Genomic DNA, 18,296 nt, shown 5'->3' on the forward strand with positions numbered 1-18,296 from the left:
CGAAACCGTGTCCGGCAATGATCGTGCACAATGGGCCGCATGACAAACCTTGAGGTACACGAGTTCGGTCAACGCGGCTCCGGTGTGGAAACGGTGGTGCTGCTCAGTTCCATCGCCACCACCCACGAGTCGTGGAACGAGATCATCGCGGCGCTCGAGCCCAACTACCGCGTGGTCACCGTCAACCACCGCGGGCACGGCGCGTCCGAGGTGGCGCGTGTGGCGCCGGGCTCTACCACGGTCGAGCAGCTGTGCGACGACGTCATACAGGCACTCGATTCGGTGGGTGTAGACCGTTTCAATGTCGTTGGGCTTTCCCTCGGCGGCGCCCTCGCCCAGTGGATCGCGGCCAACTCCGGCCGGGTAGAAAAGGCAGTGTTCTGCTCCACCGCCACGTACCTCGGCGGTCAGGACAAGTGGTCGGAGCGCACGGCACAAGCTCGAAGCGAGGGTATGGCACTGCTTGCCGACGGTTTCGTGAACTCCTGGTTCACGCCCTCCTTCCGCGAGAGCAACCCCGACGAGGTCCGCCGCATCCGCGACATGGCCGCGGGCGTGGACCCGGAGGGCTACGCCCAAAACGGCGACGCGCTGGCGGGCTGGGATTTCGCCGACACCCTCGACCGCATCACCTGTCCCGTGCTCACGATCGCGGGCGCGCAGGACCCGAACACGGGGCCGGAGGAACTTGCCGCCATTGCCGCCGGTGTGTCCGGCCCGAGCGAATCCGCGGTGATCGACCCCGGCTCCCACCAAGTCGCTGTGGAGAACCCGGGCGAATTCATCCGGGTGCTGAAACGGTTTCTGGCCGGCGCATCGGCTAGCCTTGAGGGTTGATACACACGAACTGCCAAAGGGGTCTCACGCGTGAACCGTGCCACAACAGCCGTAGCGACACTCGCCGTCTCCGCGCTCGTGCTGACCGGCTGCGCGTCCGAGGACGACGAGGTGCGCCTCGCCGAACCGGTGCTCGACTTCCCCTACACCAGCACCACCGCCGCCCCAACCCCGACGATGGCGGCGCCTGCTGAGACCGAGGACGCCGACGAGACGGAAACGACCGCGTCTGAGTCTTCGACGACGTCCTCCTCAACGAAGACATCGACGCGCACGTCCACGAAGACGTCGACAAGCACCCGCTCCGCAAGCTCGACCCGCCAGCAGGAACCCGCACCCGCGCCGGCCCCTGCCAACCCGGAGCCCGTTCAGCCCGGCGCCAACTGCGCGTGGCCGGCGCAGGGTGAGGCAAACGGGGGCGAGTTCTCCACCTTCTGCGACCGCGAATGGGCCCGCACCATGCTCGACGGGCAGCAGTACTTCTGGCGCGCCGAAGGCAACGGCTGGGTCAGCATCGACCCAGAAGCCATGGTCGACGACGAGGTGTGCTGGCCCCGCGACGAGTTCGACGGCGCTCCGGAAGCTATCCGAAACGCCGCCGTGTACTGCGAGCCCGCCGCCGAGGAGCCGGCGGACTAGGCTGCAGCCTTCGCGCTGTCCGCGGTTTCGGTGGGCTTCAGCCCGGCCAACGCAACCGCGCTGACGACGAACACGCACGCCGAGGTGACGTAGAGCGACTTCGGCCCCCACCCGGCTTGCGCCAAGTAGCCGATGATTAGGGGGCCCAGCACAGAGCCGGCGCGCGCCACCGCAAGTGCGGCGCCGACGCCTGTTGCGCGCAGACGCGACGGGTAGGACAGCGGGGTCACGGTGTACATGCCGGTCACGCAGCCGTTGAGCAGCATGCCCACCAGGATGCCGAGCGGGAAGGCCACCCCCGGCTGGTCCACGCAGTAGATGAACGCGACCAGGGCCGCGGCGCCAAGGACCGCGAAGACCATCAGCAGCGTGCGCGGCTTGACCTTGGTCGTAAGCACCCCGAAGATCAGCGAACCGATCGTGCCGCCGAACGCGATCATGATGCCGCCAAGGATGCCCTGCTGCGCGGTCATGCCCGACTCGTTCAGCAACTTCGGCGTCCACGAGTTGGCGAACGAGAACCCGAAGTTCACCAGCGCGAACGCGATCCAGAGCCGCACCGTGGTGGCGAGGAACGCCGGCGAGACAAGCTCGGAGTACGGGGTCTTCTCGGAACGCACAACCGGCGCCAGCTCCACGTCCGAGCCGTGGCCGATGCGCTTCGCCACTCGGCGAACGCCGTCGATATCCCCGCGGGCGGAAAGCACGTCCACCGACTCCGGCAGAACGACATACGCGAGAAGGAGCGCGACCGCCGAGAGGATGGCGCCGGTGAAGAAAATCCACTCCCACCCCTGGTTCGGGATGAGGCGGCCGGCGAGCACGCCGCACAGCGTGGCGCCGAGGCCGTAGCCGGAGGCGTAGATCGCCGTAGCCAAACCGCGGAAGCGCAGGTTGGAAAACTCGGTGATGACCACAGTCACGCAGGCGAGCACACCACCGACGCCGATACCGGTAACAAGGCGCCAGAAAATGAACGTGCCGGCGCTGCCTGCGAATCCGGTCATGACGAGGCCGACGATGTCGAGGATGAGGGAGACCAGGACGATCGTGCGGCGGCCGAATTTATCTGCCAGCGGTCCTAAGACCGCGGCGCCGACACCCACGCCGATCAGCGCCGCGGAAAGCACCCAGCCGAGCGTTGCGGGACCGATCCCGAACTCCTCACTCAGATGCGGAGCGGCAAAAGCGGTGGCCACGAGGTCGTAGCCGTCGAGGGCGTTGAGGTACGTAATCACCGCGACGATCAGCCACTGGTAGCCGGTCATCGGGCGCGTATCGATTGAGCTGCGGATGTTCACGCAGGCGAACTGTACCGCACGGTCTAGTGAACGAGAAAACGGTGCGCACTGGTGCGCACCGTTTAATTCATCGAGCCTTAAGCGCTTACGCGTTCAACTTCCGGTAATCAAAAACCTGGTCGATGATGCCGTACTCGACGGCCTCTGCCGCGGTGAGGATCTTGTCGCGGTCGGTGTCGATGCGGACCTGTTCCGGCGTGCGGCCGGAGTGGTGCGCCAAGGTCTCCTCCATGAGGCGGCGCATGCGCTCGATTTCGGCAGCCTGGATCTCCAGGTCGGAAACCTGGCCGCGGGTGCCCTCGGTCGCCGGCTGGTGGATCAGCACGCGCGAGTTCGGCAACGCCGCGCGCTTGCCCGGCGCACCGGCAGCGAGGATGACGGCCGCAGCGGAGGCCGCCTGGCCGAGGCAGACGGTCTGCACGTCGGGGCGGACATACTGCATCGTGTCGTAGATCGCCATCAGCGCGGTGAACGAGCCGCCGGGCGAGTTGATGTACATCGTGATGTCGCGGTCCGGGTCCTGCGATTCGAGGACCAGCAGCTGCGCCATGATGTCGTTGGCGGACGTGTCGTCGACCTGGGTGCCGAGGAAGACGATGCGCTCCTCAAACAGCTTGCCGTACGGGTCGATCTGCTTCGTGCCGAAGCTGGTCTCCTCGAGGAACTGCGGCAGCACGTAGCGGGAGCTGGGCATTTGGAAAGTCATGGAATTCTCCTTCTTCGTTGCTTGCCGGTTAGTCGCCGATGGAGTACTCGCCGGCCTGCGCGGCGTTCTCGATCACGTGGTCCACGATGCCGTAGTCGCGCGCCTCCTGAGCGGTGAACCATCGGTCGCGGTCGGAGTCCTTGGTGATCTGCTCGAAGGTCTGGCCGGTGTGCTCGGCAATGAGTTCCGCCATCTCGCGCTTGGTCTGAGCGAACTGCTCCGCCTGAATGGCGATGTCTGCCGCGGTGCCACCGACACCAGCGGACGGCTGGTGCATCATGATGCGCGCGTGCGGCAGGGCGTAGCGCTTGCCCTTGGTGCCGCCGGAGAGCAGGAACTGGCCCATCGACGCCGCAAGACCCATGCCGTAAGTGGCGATATCGCACGGCGAGTAACGCATCGTGTCGTAGATAGCCATGCCAGCGGTCACCGAACCGCCCGGGGAGTTGATGTAAAGGTTAATGTCGCGTGTCGGGTCCTCAGCGGACAGCAGGAGGATCTGCGCGCAGAGCTTGTTCGCAATCTCATCGTCGACCTCCTGGCCGAGGAAAATAATGCGCTCGCGCAGCAGGCGCTCGTAGACCGAGTCTCCCAGGTTCATTCCTTGAGTCGGGGAAGTCATAACACCGCTCCTTCGCTAGTTTTCTCGTGTAACGCCCCAACCCTACTCGGCTGTAGTGGGAACTCCCAGCGCGTTCGCTACCGGCGTACGCCTTTGCACAAGGCAAACAAAAAAGCAGCCGGGGCTTTGCCGCCCAGGCTGCTTAGCGCGTTGCGCGAAGAGGTTTACTCCTCGGTCGCGGGAGCTGCGTCCTCGACAACCTCGTCGTCCTCGATCTCACCGAAGTACTCGTTCGGGTCAACGGAGTTGCCCTCGGAGTCGGTCACGGTAGTGCGCGAGATGGCTGCCGCCAGCGCCTTGCCGCGGCGCACGTCGGAGAACAGGTTCGCGATCTGGCCGGACTGCTGCAGCTGAGCCACGAACTGATTCGGGTCCATGCCGTAGGACTGCGCGGTGAACAGGATGTGGTCGGTCAGCTCCTCCTGGGTGACCTCCGGCTGCTCCTGGTCGGCGACAGCGTCGAGGAACAACTGGGTGCGCACGGATTCTTCGGCCTGGGTGCGGGCGTTCGCGTCGAACTCCTCGCGGGTGGTGCCCTGCGCCTCGAGCAGCTGGGCAAGCGCGTTGTCGTCGTGCGCCAGCTGGCCCAGGATCTGGTGGAGCTGGTTGTGCACCTGCTCGTCCACGATGGACTCCGGCAGCGCGAACTCGGACTGCGCGAGAGCGGCCTTGAGCACCTCGTCGCGGATGTCCGCGGCCTGCTGCGCCTTCAGATTCTCCTCGAGCTGGGTCTTGGTGGACTCGCGCAGCTCCTCGACGGTGTCGAACTCGGACGCCATCTGAGCGAACTCGTCGTCGAGCTCCGGCAGTGCGCGCTCCTTGGTCTGGTTCACGGTGGCCTTGACGACGGCTTCCTCGCCCTTGTGCTCACCGAACTCGATGGTGGTGGTGAACTCGGCGCTCTCGCCGGACTTCAGGCCGGTAATTGCGGCGTCGAGGCCCGTGATCAGGTCGTCGGAGCCAACCTCGTAGTTCAGGCCCTCAGCGGACGCGTCCTCGAGCTTCTCGCCGTCGACGGTTGCCTCGAGGTCCAGCACAGCGAAGTCGCCCTCGGCCAGCTTGCGGTCGGTGTCCTTCAGCTCGCCGAAGCGGCCGCGCAGGTTCTCCAGCTCAGCGTCGATCGCCTCGTCCTCGACGTTCAGCGCCGGAACGGTGACAGAGATTTGGGAGAAGTCTGGCACGGTGATCTCCGGGCGGACGTCAATCTCTGCGGTGAACTCGACTACGTCGTTGTCCTCGATCTTGGTGATCTCGATCTCGGGCTGGCCAAGCGGGTTCAGGTCGTTCTCTGCCAGCGCCTGCTCGTAGCGGGTCGGCAGCATGTCGTTGACAACCTGCTCCAGGATCGGGCCGCGGCCAAAGCGTGCGTCGATCAGCTGGCGCGGCGCCTTGCCGCGGCGGAAGCCCGGGATGGTGACCTGCTGGGCGATCGCCTTGTACGCCTGGTCGATCTCGCGGCCCAGTTCGTCGAACGGGACGGAGACGTCAAGCTTGACTCGGGTGTCGCTCAGCTTCTCGACGTTTGTCTTCACGGATGTTGTCCTTCTAGATCGGTGTACATGACCTTGTCGGGGCGACAGGATTTGAACCTGCGACCCCCTGCTCCCAAAGCAGGTGCGCTACCAAACTGCGCCACGCCCCGTGAGTGGAACCCACGACCGACCATTGTAGCGACCGGAAAACCGACGGCGTTATGGGGGCCGAGAAAAATAAAAAGCCCGGCCTGAGCTGGCCGGACTTGGAGGGAACGACGGGAATCGAACCCGCGTCTTCAGCTTGGAAGGCTGAGGTATTAGCCACTATACGACGTTCCCACGCGCGAAAAAGCGCTGTTCGGAATGTTAGCGCAGCCGGTACCGTTGAACCAAACACGTGACTGTATCTATTAAGGAGCCACCGTGTCCTTGCTATTTATCCTCCTTCTCTTCTTTATCGGCCCCATGCTGTTTTTTCCCATGATGGGCGGCGGGCAGCAGCGGCCAATGTCGCAGCGCCAGGTGGCGCAGCGGGAGCAGGTTTCGCTTGACGACGCGCTCGCGGACGCCAAACGCTGGACCGATCGACTCGGCTCCCAGATTCTGAACCTCGAGGGCACCGACGCCGCCTCCAAGCAGGCCATGGCGGACGCGTCCGAGCGCTTCAACGCCGCCCGCGCCGGGCTTGCGGACGCGCGCACGCCGAAGCAGGCGATGCTGGCGCGCGAATCCGCGCTCGAGGGCCTGCACTACGTCAACGCGGCGCGCGAGATCATGGGCCTGCCCGCGGGCCCTCAGCTGCCCGAGCTCGAGGGCCAGCGCCAGGCCGGCCGCGTGACCGAGGAGCGCACGGTGCGCCAGGACGACGGCACGCTGGTCACCGCCTCGCCCTACGCCTCGGCACAGACGCCGCACTACTACCCCGGCGGCGCCGTGGCCGGCCGCCCGGTCCCGGCCGGCTGGTACTCCACCGCGTGGTGGGCGCCGGCGATGATGACCGGCATGTGGGCGGCGAGCTCCATGATGTTTTATTCGGCCATGTTCTCCGGCATGGCGGGCGCGGCACCCGCTGCCGCGTTCGAGGCGGGCGACCTCGGCGGTGACCTCGGCGGAATGGACGGCGCCGGCGACATTGGCGACATGGGTGACATGGGAGGGGATCTCGGCGGGGACTTCGGCGGCTTCGATTTCGGCGGCTTCGACTTCTAGCCCCGCATCCCGGGTGCGCTAGAATCTGCACGTCTACCCGCGAGAATGAAGGAGCGCCCGTGCGTATCGCCGTGCTGCTGAAAGAGGTCCCGGACACGTACAGCGACCGGGAAATGAGTTTGGAGACTGGCCTGACGGACCGCACCGGCGATGTGGTGGCGGACGAGGTCGGCGAGCGCGCGGTCGAAGCCGCGCTGCGCATCAAGGAGGCCCGCGAGGGCGACGCGGAGGTCCACATCCTCACCGTCGGCCCGGAATCTGCGGCTGACGCGGTTCGCCGCGGCATCGCCATGGGCGCGTCGGAGGGTTTTTTGCTTAGCGACGTAGCCCTCACCGGCGCCGACCTCACCCTCACAGCCGAGGCGCTCGCCGCGATGGTGGAGAAGAACGGTTACGACCTCGTCGTCTGCGGCGCAATGTCGTCGGACGGCGCGGCCGGCGTGATGGCCCCGATGCTGGCAGAGTTGCTGAACTGGCCCGCGCTGACGAACTTGTCCGAGCTCGCGCTCGACGGTGAGTCCGTGGTTGGGGTTGGTGTGGGTGAGGGGGGCGTCGTAAAGCTTCAAGCCCCTCTGCCTGCCGTGGCTGCGGTGTCCGACGAGTTCCCCGACGCCCGCTTTCCCAACTTCAAGGGCCTGATGGCCGCGAAGAAGAAGGAGCTGCACACCTTCGCCCTGGCTGAGCTGGGTATTGACGCGGAGGACTACTCCCGCCCGCGCGCGATCATGGTGGATGTCGCGAAGCGACCGGCGCGAGAGCGCGGCGAGATTATTGACGGCGGGAAGACCGCAGCGAGCCAGCTGGTGGACTTCCTCGATTCCCGCGGCCTGCTGTAAGGAGAACCCGATGACTGACACTGTGCTTGTTGTGCTCGACCGCGCCGGCGACGGCGCCGAGCTGATCGCGGCCGCGCGCGAGCTGGGCTCCGTGGCCGTTTTGACCACGACGCGCAAGGAGGTGCCCGGTGCGGACCAGGTGCTCGTCGCCGAGGTTGGCGAAGGCGCCGTCGCGCTGGTCGACGCGGTGGAGGCCGCTGTTTCCCGCCTGAACCCCGCCGCTATCCTCTTCGCACACACGGCCGCCGGGCGCGACGTCGCAGCCCGAGTCGCGGTGCGCCTCAGGAGGGCGTTGCTTACCGACGCCACCGCAATCCGCCGCGACGCCCACGGCATCGTGACCGAGCACTCCAACTACGGCGGCGCGTTCACCGCCACCGCGGCGGCCACCCACCTCGCGCCGGTGGTGACCATGCGCCCGGGCAGCGTCGACGCCGCCGTTGAGGCGTCCTCGTCCGAGGTCGTCGAGCTCGATGTCGCCGCTTCTGGCCGCCGCGACGTGAAGATCCTGGAAACCACCCCGATCGAGCGCACCTCGACGCGCCCCGACCTGCTCACCGCCGACAAGGTGGTTGCCGGCGGCGTGTCCCTGGGCAGCGACGACATGTTTGAGGAGCTTGTCGGCGGGCTCGCCGACGCCCTCGGCGCCGCCGTCGGCGCCACCCGCTCCGCCGTCGACGAGGGCCAAGTGCCCTACGAGGCGCAGATCGGACAGACCGGCGTGATGGTCAGCCCGAAGCTGTACATCGGCCTCGGCATCTCAGGCGCCGTGCAGCACTTGGTGGGCATGCAGACATCCGACACCATCGTCGCCATCAACAGCGACGAAGACGCGCCGATCTTCGACATCGCCGACTTCGGCATCATCGGCGACATCTTCGACCTCGTCCCGGACATCATCGCCGAGATCGAGGCCCGCAAGTCCGTGTCCGGCGAGGTGAGCGAGTAACCATGCAGATCCCCGTCCGCCGCGGATTGCCGCGCACCCCGGGCGGCGAAGGGTGGCCGCCCGTCGACGCCGTCGAAGTCGAAGACGCCCTCGCCCCTGCCCCTCTTGCAGAGACCGCCGCCTCGGAGCCCGAACCGGCCGGCGACCGCGTCGCCGTTGCGTTACGACGCGGCCTGCCCCGCACCCCCGGCGGCGACCCCTGGCCGCCCGCCGACACCGCACTCGTCGACGCCTCCCTTGTCCCCGCCGAGCCAGCCTCAGCGCCCGAACCGGCCGCGGAGCCCGTTCCCGTGCCGGCTGCCGCTCCCGCCACCGAGCCCGCGCCAGCGCCGCAGCCGCAGCAACCGCGCAAGCGCCCCCGCGGACTCGGCTGGCTCGCAGCCGCGGTCGCCCTCTTCGTGGTCGGCGTGGTGTTCTCGCGTTGGTTCCTCGGCACTGACACCGGCGCCGACTTCATCACGCGCTACGACGGCAAGCAGCCGCTCCCCGACTCCGCCCCCACCGGCATTCCCGCCTGGTTGGGGTGGGCCCACTTCTTCAACATGTTCCTGATGGCGTTGGTGGTGAAGACGGGCTGGGCGATTCGCACGCAAGCAAAGGCCCCGGCGTACTGGGCTCCGCGCTCCAACCCCCGGGCGAAGATCTCGCTGAACCAATGGATGCACTTGGTGCTCGACGCCGCGTGGGTTGTCTTGGGCGCCGTGTTCTACGTGCTGCTGTTTGCCACCGGGCAGTGGATGCGCATCGTGCCGACGAGCTGGGAAGTTATCCCCAACGCCGTCTCCGCCGGCTTGCAGTACCTCTCACTTGACTGGCCGAACGAGGACCCGTGGGTGGCGTACAACGCGCTGCAGGAGCTGATGTACTTCGCGGTCGTCTTCCTCGCCGCGCCCTTGGCGATTCTCTCCGGGCTTCGCATGAGCCCGTTCTGGCCAAAGAGGTGGACGGGACTGTCGCTCAAGGCGGCGCGCCGCATCCACTTCCCAGTGATGGTGTTCTTCGTTGTGTTCGTGGTCATCCACGTGGCGCTCGTGCTGCTGACGGGCCTGCGCGGCAACATGAACGCGATGTTCGCTGCCTCCCACGACGCCGAAAGCTGGACCGGCGTACTGGTGTTCCTCGGCGGCCTAGTGGCGATTGCGGCAGCGTGGTTCGCCGCGCGGCCGATGGTCGTCGCACCGGTGGCGGCGAAGTTCGGCAACGTCACGCAGCGCTAACGCCGGCCGGGCCACTACCGCCAAAGGGGGGGGGCGGATAGCGGATGGCGGAAGTACGGGTTCTTACTCGCATATCCGCCATCCTTCATCCGCCATCCCTCATCCGCCATCCTTCATCCGCCCCCCTGCGAATGCGCGGGCACCCAGGCGGTCTCATCGCACCGGTGGCGGCGAAATTCGGCAACGTCACGCAGCGCTAACGCCGGCCGCGGCCACTACCGCCAAAGGGGGGCACCCAGGCGGTCTCATCACCCCGGTGGCGGCGAAGTTCGGCAACGTCACGCAGCGCTAACGCCGGCCGTGGCCACTCACCACAGGGGGGGCGGATAGCGGATGACGGAAGTACGGGTTCTTACTCGTAAATCCGCCATCCTTCATCCGCCATCCCTCATCCGCCCCCCCCTGGAAAAGGCGGTCCCTGGAAAAGGCGGCCCGTGGAAAGGGAGCCCGTGGAGGGAACCCGTGAAAAGGCAGACTGTGAAGGGCACGGGAAAAGGAGCGCGGCACACCGGCTGGCGGGGCTGAAGAACAGCCCTTCCCGCGCTACTGCGGGCGGCCCATCTCAAGCCCGGCGATGCGCTCCGCCTCGTCGATCACCTTGGCTAGCGCCTCCGTCACACGGACAAAAGCTTCGCCACCCGGGGCGAGCAGGTCGTCGCGCACTTCGAACATGATGCCCAGCACTGCCGGGTTCATCTCGTACTCGACAGGGATGTAGACGCCGGTGAACGGGGTGTTGCGCTCGACGCGGAAGCCGGCTTCGGTGAAAATGCGCGCCGCGGTGTCGACGAGGATCGCCGGGGAGTGCACCGAGTGCGTGCCGATGCAGATGTCCGGGGAGAGCCGGCCGCCGTGGATCTGGTGCTCTTCGGGCGGGTTGTTATACGAGTGGATGTCCACGATCACCGCGCCGCCCGTGGCGCGGATGCGCTCGCGCACAAGCTCCCCCACCGCGTCGTTGTACGGGTGGAAGTACGTTGCCTTCAGGGCGGAATCGTCGAAGCCTAAGGGGCGGAGCAGCTCGCCGTCGGTCAGCCGAGTGTAAACGGCGCCGCGGCCGGAGGCCTCCATGGAGTCGCGCTGGCTGTAGAAGCGGCCCGGATCCGCGACCAGGCGCGACAGCTCGTTGACCACGAGCCAGCTGCGCTGCCCCGCCGCCTCGTGCGCGGCGCGGGCGAGCGCGTCGGTGCCTGTGTCGGTCACGCGGTCCAGTTCCTGCTCGACCTGCTCCGGCGTGGCGGCGAAATCAGCCGCGACTGCATCTGGGATCTCGCGCGATGCGTGCGGGACGTGGAGGATGACGGGGCTGGCGTCTGTGCCCCGGCTTACGCAGAGGTGCTCGTACATACCTCGCAAGGTTAAGGGTGTTTGGGGGTTTGTGCTTGCCAGGTGCCGTCGATAAGCGAAACAGCCCCTTCCGCCTCGAAGGCCTTCAGCCAGCCACCCATGGGAAACTCGCCCCACTTCGAGTGGAAGTAGTTGGCGTTGCGCACGATGTCGTCCAAGTGCTCCCACGGCGGGGACGACACCGGGTGCCACTGGTGGAACGCGTGCGCGCCGCCGACCCAGTAGAGGTCGATGCCGTGGGCGCGCAGCTGCCAGGCAAAATCGGTGTCCTCGCCACCGTATCCGGTGTAGCCGGTGTCGAAGCCACCGAAGTCGCGCTCGATGCGCCGCCACGTGTCGGCCGTCAGCGCGAAGGAGAGGGACCAGAACAGGTTGTAGTCGTCGGCCTTCACCAGCTCGCCGGGCGCCGGGTTGGGGCGCGCGGGGTGCGGGTCGGGGCGCACGGTGCGTAACTCGCCTTCGCGCATGTACGTCACTGGGCCCGCGACCACCGCATCCGGGTGCAGGGCGAGCGCGCGCGTGTAGTGCGCGACCAGGTCGCCGGAGGCCACGCAGTCCGCGTCGAGGAAAATGATGATATCGGCGCCGCGCTCAATCGCGGTGCGCGCGGCGAGGTTGCGCGCCGCCGCGAGGTTCGGCTCACCCGCCACGACGTGCGACTTCGGCACGGCTTTGCGCAAGCCTTCAGCGTCGGCGAGCGCAACGGTGATGTGGTCGGTGCCCTCGGGCTTCAAGTTCACCTGGTGGGTCAGGTGCCCAGCGCGGTTGGCATTCGCCAGCGTGACCAGAGCAATTTTTTTGCTTATCGACGCCCCCCTAGCCACCTTTTCCACCACATCGGCCGCCCGCGCCGCCGCCCCGTCCGTCTGCCACCGCGACCAGTCACCAGCCGACTGCGCGCGTCGCAGCAGCTCGGGCCACTCGCTTGCTGGCGGGAACGTGTCGGCGACAACAGCAAGGCCCGCCTCGCCAACGGTGGCTGCGTTGAGCTTCTGCTCGATGAACGGGCGCGGCTGCGGCAGCAGGACGGCAGGTGCCCCGCACGCGGCGATGTCCGCGATCGAGTTCTGCCCGCCCGCGGTGACGACCACACCCGCCGACTGGAGGAGCTCCGTCGGGTCGTCGACGCGGTTGTCGCCGGTGAGGTACGTGAACCGGTAGTCCGGGCAGGCTCGCTCGACGTCCTCCCAATCCTCCGGCTCCCACGTGGAGCCGCCGGTGCCCGCCATCACCACGACGTGGTGCGGGTCGCGGGCAACCCCCGGCTTGGGGCGAAGCCGCGAGATGCCGCCGACTGCGTGCAACCGGTCTTCGTGGGCGCGCAGGTGCTCGGGCACGTCAACCCAGTCCGGCCACGCGGCGATCAGCGCGTCGGCCTGGGCGTAGGCGAGTTGGTGCGGGGTGTCGTCGCGCAGCCCCGGCATCGCGTGCGCCACCACCGGCACGCCCATAAGACGGATGAACATCCCCACCTCGGCGGAGACATCGACGTAGAACGCGTCCGGGTTGTGCTCCGCGATCCAGGTGGCGATCGTGGCGAAGCGCTTCTTCAACCCCTCGTTGCCGTAGGGCGCGTAGTGCAAAGATCCGCCGGCGTTCATGGAGCGGCCGTAGTGGCCGTGGCCGGCGTCGTCGGCAAGCAGAATGCCCCCGCGCGGGTCGGTGGACAGGATTGTCACGTCGTGTCCGCGCGCGACGAGCTCCCGCTGGATCTCGCGGCAGCGCTGGATGTGGCCGGAGCCGTGGTGGTGGGCGTAGATGCCGATGGTGCTCACGATGCGCGGACCTCCTCGTAGAGCGCGATGTAGTTGCGGGCGGTTTGCGTCAGCGAGTGGTGTTTGACCACCCAATCGCGCACCAGCTTGCGGTCGATCTCGCGCGCGCGGTGGATCGCCGCGGCCAACGAGTCGATGTCGTCGGGAACGGCCAGGGCCGCCGGCGCGCGGTGCAACAACTCGCCGAGACCGCCGCGGTCGAACGCTGCAACCGGCGTGCCGCACGCCATCGCCTCGAAGGCGACGAGCCCGAACGGCTCCTCCCAGCGCGGGCTGACCACCGCCACCGAGCAGCTGGCCACCAGCTGGCGCAGCTCAGCGTGCGACATCGCGCCCAGCCACGTGGCCACGCCGGGAGCAAGCCGCGGCTCAATCTCCTCGCGGAAGTAGCGGTGATCGCCGTTGCGGCCGGCCAGCACCAGCTCGACGCCGGCGGCGCGCGCGGCGTCCATCGCCATGTGCGCGCCCTTCTCCGGCACGAGGCGGCCGAACCATACCGCGCGCTCGCCACCTGGGCCGGGCTGCCAGGTGGTGACGTTGACGCCGTTCGGGATCACGGTCGCGGACCGCGGCAGGTCCCAATCGGCGGCGGTGGTGTGGCTGACGGCGGCAAAGTGCCCGGCGCGCGCACCCGCGGCGGTGATCGCGTCCTGCAGCTCATCCACGCGCGGGGTGTGCAGCGTGGTCAGCATGGGCAGCGGCGCGCTGGAGTGCTCGCCGGGGAAGATGCGCGGGTTCAGGCTGTTGTTGTGCACGACGTCGTAGTCGCGCCGCGCCAACAGCTCGCGCAGCTGCGTGAACGCTTCGTCCTCGCGCTCTTTGCCACCCTCGGGATAGGTGGTGTCCGTCGCGTCGTCGGCCGCATCGCCCCAGTCCACGCCGGGCAGCTCCAAGCCGGTGTCGTTGCCGTCGGAGCCGGCGGCGGCGAAGAAGTCGACCTCGTGGCCGAGCTGCCGCAACGCACGCACCATGGTGAGGCAGAACGCCTCGAGCCCGCCGGCAAACGGCTCGCGCACTGGGTAACGGGCCGGCCCGATAAACGCGATGCGCACTCTACCTCCTCACTGTTTGGTCGATCACTGCTCGGTATATCTCCGCGTGGGCGTCGCGGACCTGCGAAAGTTGGGCGCGGCGGTCGGTGGTCAAGGGCACCGCGCCGCGCTCAAGCAGGGTTTTGGAAGCATTGCTTGCTTGCGCCCCGTCGCCTACCCCGTACACCTCAACGGCATTAGGGGTGTCCACTTGGTCCGCGTAGCACCCGATGTCCGGGACCGCGACGTTTGTGCCCTGGTCCCGGCACATCTCCAACCACCCGGAGTGGGTGCCGCGGGTGTACGGCAGTACGCACACAGTTGCGCGGGCGACAGCCGCGTGCAGCTCGGCGTCGCTCATCGGCTCGTGCACGTGGAGGGCAAGGTCGGCGCCGCCCGGCGCGTCCGCGAGTGCGCGGCGCAGCGTAGCTGTGGCGTCGACGTCGTGGACGTAGACGCCCAGCGGCACGTTACGTGCGATCTCGGTGTAGAACGCCGGGTCGGCGACCACGTTGCCGCGCAGCGACTTCACAAACACCGCGGCGCGGGGCTCGCGCGGGACGTCGACAGGCTCGGCGATCTGGGGGTGCGGCAGCACCCGCACGCCGGCCGCGCCGAAGCGCTCGCGCAACATGCGCGCGGCGTGGTCGGTGAGCGTGATGACGGCCGCGGCGGCGCTGACAAGCACCTGCAACCGCTCGTGGTGCTCGCGCTGGTCGGCCAAGTGGGGGTTGTCGATGTCGTGCACCGTCACCACCAGCGGCACGGGCAGCGCCGCGACCGTCTTACGCAGCTCGTCTGGCGAGACGTGCTCGAAGCCGAAGTGGATGTGCACCAGGTCAACCTGCGGGGGGTTCGCCCAGTAGTCGGCGCGCAGTGCGGGGTGGGGCCACCAGCGGCCTTCCCCGTCGACGTCCGGGTCCGGAACATACTCCACACCGGCAGGCAAAACAGCCTGCGTGTAGGGGTGTTCTGCCGGGATCGCGAGGACCCGCACGGCGCGCTGGTCGGTTGTCACCCCACTAATATAATCGTTTTCGCATTAATCACGGGCTCCCAGGAGGTCCACCCCCACCATGGCCACGCTCACCGTCGTCGGCAACTGCCAAGCAGAGTCCACGCGCCGCTTGCTGATGTCCACAGGAGAATTCGAATCGGAGCGCATCAAGCCCGTCCACGAGCTCGAGCAAGACGACATGGGCTGGTTCACCGAGCTGCTCGCTAGCACCGACGTGCTGGTCACCCAGCCGATCCGCGACGATTACCGGGGATTGCCCGTGGGCACGCGCCAAATGCGCGAGCATTTAAGGCGCTCTGCCCGCCACATCACGGTGCCGGTACTGCGTTTCGACGGTCTGATGCCGTACCACGCCATCATCCGCAACCCCGCCAACATGTCGGAGAACCCGCCGGTTGTTCCCTACCACGACCTGCGCATCCTCGCCGCCGCTGCGAGGGGTAGAGACGCGCCCGTTGAGGCTGACCCAGACCATGTCGCGCTGCGCCGCGCCGCCGCCATGTCGATCGAGCAGATGCGCGTGCGCGAGCGCGCCTACGGCACCGTGGTCGTCTCCGACTACTTGGAAACCACCCCGGTGTGGCACACCATCAACCACCCGAACAACGCCACGCTCGCGCACATGGCGCAGCAGATTCTCGCCGCGCTCGGCAGCACCGCGCAGCCACAGATGCCTGGTTATGAGATGTTGGGGGCCTTGCAGGGGCCCGTCGATAGGCAAGCTGCCCTCGCGCTTGGTGTGGAGGTGCGCCGCGGCGAGTGGACCGACCGGACGCTGGGCGTGATCGACCAGCAGTTGATCACCGAGGGGCACTTCGACTACTACCGCTCGCGGCCGGACGTGGTCGCGCACGGGCTGAAACGCCACGCGGAGCGCCTTGAAAACCTAGGGTTGATGCCGTGAAACACCTGATTATCGGGCCTGACGGCCACGGCGTGACCGACTACGCCCTCAAACTCGCGGCGGCGTGCGGCGCCGAGACCATCCGCGAAGAGCGGTTCAGCGGCGCCGAACTGCCGGACGAACCCATCCACGTCGCGTTCACCGACAACCTCTGCGACACCGACGCGCTGATTGAGCGGGTGGGCGCGCGCCCGCTGTCCGTGAGCTTCCACGACGTCCCTCAGCCGGAAGAAGGTAAAGCCCGCTACGCGCGCCGCGCCGCCGCGTACCGGCGCTTAGCCGACGCCGCGCAGCTGAACGCCACGAACTCCAACCACGAGGCGCGGTTTTTCGGCGGCGACGCCGCCGTGATCCGGCTGCCGATTCCGGTAATTGATTCGCCGTTCGCGCCGGAAGCCGGCACCGTCGGCGTGCTCGGCTTCCTCTACCCCGGCAAGGGCCACGAGGACGTGATCGAGGCGCTTGCAGGCACGAACTGGCGCATGCGCTTTCTCGGCGCGGTCTCCGACGGCCACGAGGAATGGGCTGCGGGACTTGCCCGCCACGCGGAGATCACCGGCTGGCTCACCGACGAGCAGATGGCGGTTGAGATGGGCCGCATCGCCGTGCCGGTGTGCGCGCACCGGCACTTCTCGGCGTCGGGGTCGATGATGGCGTGGCTCGGCGCCGGCCGCACAATCCTCGCGCGCGACTCCGACTACGCCCGCGAAATCGACGATTGGCTGCCGGGGCGCATTCAGCTTGTCGACGGCCCGTGGCGCCCCGCAATCAAAGACTTCGAGCCGCGCGTCGTCGACCCGCCGGCGTACGGGTGGGCGGACGTGGCGCGCGCGTGGGAGGACGCATGGACTTCAGCTGGCCTTGTGTAAGCGTGGTGATCCCGCACTACAACTCGCCCGAGTCGTTGGCGCGGGTGGTTGACGCAGTGCGTGCGCAGGACTACGCGGGTGAAGTCGAGATCATCATCGCCGACGACGGTTCCGCGGAGACGCCGCGCATCGACGGCACCACCACCGTCACCCAGCCCGATCTGGGTTTCCGCGCCGCCGCCGCCCGCAACCTGGGCGCCGAGGCAGCCCGCGGCGAGGTGCTCGCGTTTTTAGACGCCGACACGGTGCCCGAGACGGGCTACCTTTCGGCGGTGGTGCCGCACGTGGTGGGCGACTACCGCGCCGTGGTCGTGGGCACGCGGCTGACGGGATCGCAGCGGCGCGAACCGCAGTGGCTTGCAGACGCCTGGGAGCGCACCAACGACCTCCGCGACGCAGACCACACCTCGTGGCGCTTCATCATTTCCGCCGTGCTGACGTGCTCCGCCGAGTTCTTTAACCAGGTCGGTGGCTTCGACGGCACGTTCGTCGGATACGGCGGCGAGGACTGGGAGTTCGGGTGGCGCGCGTGGAACGCCGGCGCAACGTTTATCCACGAACCGGCTGCGGTGGCCATCCACCCCGAGGAGGATTTCGGCGGGCGTTTCGACGACGCCGATAAAGCCGCGCGCGTGAAAAACGCCGAGTCGCTGGCGTTGGCGCGCCGCATCACCCACCCGCTCGCCCGCCCCGAGCACGTCTTGTTCAAAAACTTCGACATCGCCGTCACCGTGCCGCTGCTGGACGGCGAGGGCGTGGCCGAATTCGTCATCGCCGAATGGGTGAAGGTCGGCGCGTACGTGCACGTCGCCGACGTGCCGGAACTCTTTAACGCCGACCCCCGGGTGGGCACCGAGCCCCGTGACGCCCGCGTGCACGTCGCTATCGGCGCAGGCTGGGCACCGCAAGATCTGGACGCGCTGCTCGCCGTCGAGCACGTGCTGCTAACCGACGGCACCGTGATCCGCACGGCGCGCGCGAAAGCGCTGCAGCTCGAGCCCGTCAACGCCTCCCCTGAGGACTGCGGGCTCACCCCGATTACCGGCCCGCTGCAGCTCGAGCGCTACTTCGCCGGCTGGTAATTACCTCGCGGCGGGGATTTCCGGTGCCACACCGGTGCGCTCGTAGTCGGCGAGGATGTCGATGCGGCGCTGGTGGCGCTCCTCCTCGCTCCACGGCTGGGTAACAAACGCGTCGACGATAGCGAGCGTTTCCTCCTCGGTGTGCATGCGCCCTCCGATGCCGATCAGCTGCGCGTTGTTGTGCTCGCGCGCCAGCTTCGCGGTCTCCACCGACCACGCGAGCGCGCAGCGCGCGCCCTTGACCTTGTTCGCCGCGATCTGCTCGCCGTTGCCGGAGCCGCCCAGCACGATGCCCAGCGACCCCGGGTCGGCGACCACGGCTTCAGCGGCTGCGATGCAGTACGCCGGGTAATCGTCGGCCGCATCGTACTCGAGCGCGCCGCAGTCAGTCACCTCGAACCCTTTGGCCTCGAGGTGGGCTTTGATCTGGTTCTTCCGCTCGAAACCGGCGTGGTCTGCTCCAAGGTAAATACGCATGT

General features: G+C 67.7%; 18 protein-coding genes and 2 tRNA genes. 9 read left to right on the top strand and 11 right to left on the bottom strand.

Going from position 1 to position 18,296, the window contains the following annotated elements:
* Positions 1-39: 39 nt before the first annotated feature.
* Together V6D40_RS06645 and V6D40_RS06650 are read left to right on the top strand one after the other, a co-directional pair.
* On the top strand, positions 40-837 hold the full coding sequence (locus tag V6D40_RS06645; RefSeq protein WP_334289582.1) for an alpha/beta fold hydrolase: 798 nt from the start codon (positions 40-42) through the stop codon (positions 835-837).
* A gap of 30 nt (positions 838-867) precedes the next feature.
* Complete coding sequence (locus V6D40_RS06650) at positions 868-1,476, top strand: hypothetical protein (RefSeq protein ID WP_334289583.1); 609 nt, start codon at positions 868-870, stop codon at positions 1,474-1,476.
* On the opposite strand, the gene V6D40_RS06655 is transcribed toward V6D40_RS06650, so the two are convergent.
* The 6 genes from V6D40_RS06655 to V6D40_RS06680 form a co-directional block, all read right to left on the bottom strand.
* Complete coding sequence (locus tag V6D40_RS06655) at positions 1,473-2,777, bottom strand: MFS transporter (RefSeq protein WP_334289584.1); 1,305 nt, start codon at positions 2,775-2,777, stop codon at positions 1,473-1,475. The two genes, V6D40_RS06650 and V6D40_RS06655, sit on opposite strands and share 4 nt — an antisense overlap.
* 85 nt (positions 2,778-2,862) lie before the next feature.
* Complete coding sequence (locus tag V6D40_RS06660) at positions 2,863-3,483, bottom strand: ATP-dependent Clp protease proteolytic subunit (protein ID WP_334289585.1); 621 nt, start codon at positions 3,481-3,483, stop codon at positions 2,863-2,865.
* A 28-nt stretch (positions 3,484-3,511) separates the two neighbouring features.
* Positions 3,512-4,105, bottom strand: a complete 594-nt coding sequence (locus tag V6D40_RS06665) for an ATP-dependent Clp protease proteolytic subunit (protein WP_334289586.1) — start codon at positions 4,103-4,105, stop codon at positions 3,512-3,514.
* Positions 4,106-4,269: 164 nt separating this feature from the next.
* The gene (gene tig, locus V6D40_RS06670) at positions 4,270-5,637 is read right to left on the bottom strand and encodes a trigger factor (protein WP_334289587.1); all 1,368 of its coding nucleotides are present in this window, start codon (positions 5,635-5,637) and stop codon (positions 4,270-4,272) included.
* A gap of 36 nt (positions 5,638-5,673) precedes the next feature.
* Positions 5,674-5,747: transfer RNA gene (locus V6D40_RS06675), tRNA-Pro, on the bottom strand.
* Between the two features lie 97 nt (positions 5,748-5,844).
* Positions 5,845-5,919 (bottom strand) — tRNA-Gly (locus V6D40_RS06680).
* A gap of 141 nt (positions 5,920-6,060) precedes the next feature.
* Here V6D40_RS06680 and V6D40_RS06685 point away from each other — a divergent pair.
* From V6D40_RS06685 to V6D40_RS06700, 4 genes are read left to right on the top strand one after another with little or no spacing between them, the layout of a single operon-like run.
* On the top strand, positions 6,061-6,789 hold the full coding sequence (locus tag V6D40_RS06685) for a DUF1542 domain-containing protein (protein ID WP_442891900.1): 729 nt from the start codon (positions 6,061-6,063) through the stop codon (positions 6,787-6,789).
* A gap of 59 nt (positions 6,790-6,848) precedes the next feature.
* Positions 6,849-7,625, top strand: coding sequence for an electron transfer flavoprotein subunit beta/FixA family protein (locus V6D40_RS06690; RefSeq protein ID WP_334289588.1), 777 nt, complete (start codon positions 6,849-6,851; stop codon positions 7,623-7,625).
* Positions 7,626-7,635: 10 nt separating this feature from the next.
* A complete protein-coding gene (locus tag V6D40_RS06695) occupies positions 7,636-8,574 on the top strand; it encodes an electron transfer flavoprotein subunit alpha/FixB family protein (RefSeq protein ID WP_334289589.1) in 939 nt (312 codons plus the stop codon).
* Between the two features lie 2 nt (positions 8,575-8,576).
* Positions 8,577-9,791 carry a cytochrome b/b6 domain-containing protein gene (locus V6D40_RS06700; RefSeq protein WP_334289590.1) on the top strand — a complete coding sequence of 405 codons (1,215 nt, stop codon included), beginning with the start codon at positions 8,577-8,579 and terminating at the stop codon, positions 9,789-9,791.
* A gap of 543 nt (positions 9,792-10,334) precedes the next feature.
* Here the strand turns inward: V6D40_RS06700 and V6D40_RS06705 are convergent.
* Genes V6D40_RS06705 through V6D40_RS06720 form a run of 4 tightly spaced genes read right to left on the bottom strand, consistent with a single transcriptional unit; the run spans position 10,335 to position 14,962 of the window.
* Complete coding sequence (locus V6D40_RS06705; protein WP_334289591.1) at positions 10,335-11,138, bottom strand: N-formylglutamate amidohydrolase; 804 nt, start codon at positions 11,136-11,138, stop codon at positions 10,335-10,337.
* Positions 11,139-11,149: 11 nt separating this feature from the next.
* Positions 11,150-12,913, bottom strand: a complete 1,764-nt coding sequence (locus V6D40_RS06710) for a glycosyltransferase (protein WP_334289592.1) — start codon at positions 12,911-12,913, stop codon at positions 11,150-11,152.
* A complete protein-coding gene (locus V6D40_RS06715; protein WP_334289593.1) occupies positions 12,910-13,965 on the bottom strand; it encodes a glycosyltransferase in 1,056 nt (351 codons plus the stop codon). The genes V6D40_RS06710 and V6D40_RS06715 overlap by 4 nt, the downstream gene beginning before the upstream one ends.
* Before the next feature lies 1 nt (position 13,966).
* Positions 13,967-14,962, bottom strand: a complete 996-nt coding sequence (locus V6D40_RS06720; protein ID WP_334289594.1) for a glycosyltransferase — start codon at positions 14,960-14,962, stop codon at positions 13,967-13,969.
* Positions 14,963-15,020: 58 nt separating this feature from the next.
* Here V6D40_RS06720 and V6D40_RS06725 point away from each other — a divergent pair, with 58 nt between their 5' ends.
* From V6D40_RS06725 to V6D40_RS06735, 3 genes are read left to right on the top strand one after another with little or no spacing between them, the layout of a single operon-like run.
* Positions 15,021-15,866: a WcbI family polysaccharide biosynthesis putative acetyltransferase gene (locus V6D40_RS06725; RefSeq protein WP_334289595.1), complete on the top strand. Its 846-nt coding sequence runs from the start codon at positions 15,021-15,023 to the stop codon at positions 15,864-15,866.
* Positions 15,863-16,735, top strand: a complete 873-nt coding sequence (locus V6D40_RS06730) for a glycosyltransferase family 1 protein (protein WP_334289596.1) — start codon at positions 15,863-15,865, stop codon at positions 16,733-16,735. The genes V6D40_RS06725 and V6D40_RS06730 overlap by 4 nt, the downstream gene beginning before the upstream one ends.
* Positions 16,711-17,817, top strand: a complete 1,107-nt coding sequence (locus V6D40_RS06735; protein ID WP_334289597.1) for a glycosyltransferase family 2 protein — start codon at positions 16,711-16,713, stop codon at positions 17,815-17,817. Before V6D40_RS06730 ends, V6D40_RS06735 begins: the two co-directional genes overlap by 25 nt.
* On the opposite strand, the gene V6D40_RS06740 is transcribed toward V6D40_RS06735, so the two are convergent.
* Positions 17,818-18,294, bottom strand: a complete 477-nt coding sequence (locus tag V6D40_RS06740) for a ribose-5-phosphate isomerase (RefSeq protein WP_334289598.1) — start codon at positions 18,292-18,294, stop codon at positions 17,818-17,820.
* Positions 18,295-18,296 lie beyond the last annotated feature (2 nt).

It is taken from the genome of Corynebacterium sp. Marseille-Q4381, from assembly GCF_036881695.1.
Classification (GTDB): Bacteria; Actinomycetota; Actinomycetes; order Mycobacteriales; family Mycobacteriaceae; genus Corynebacterium.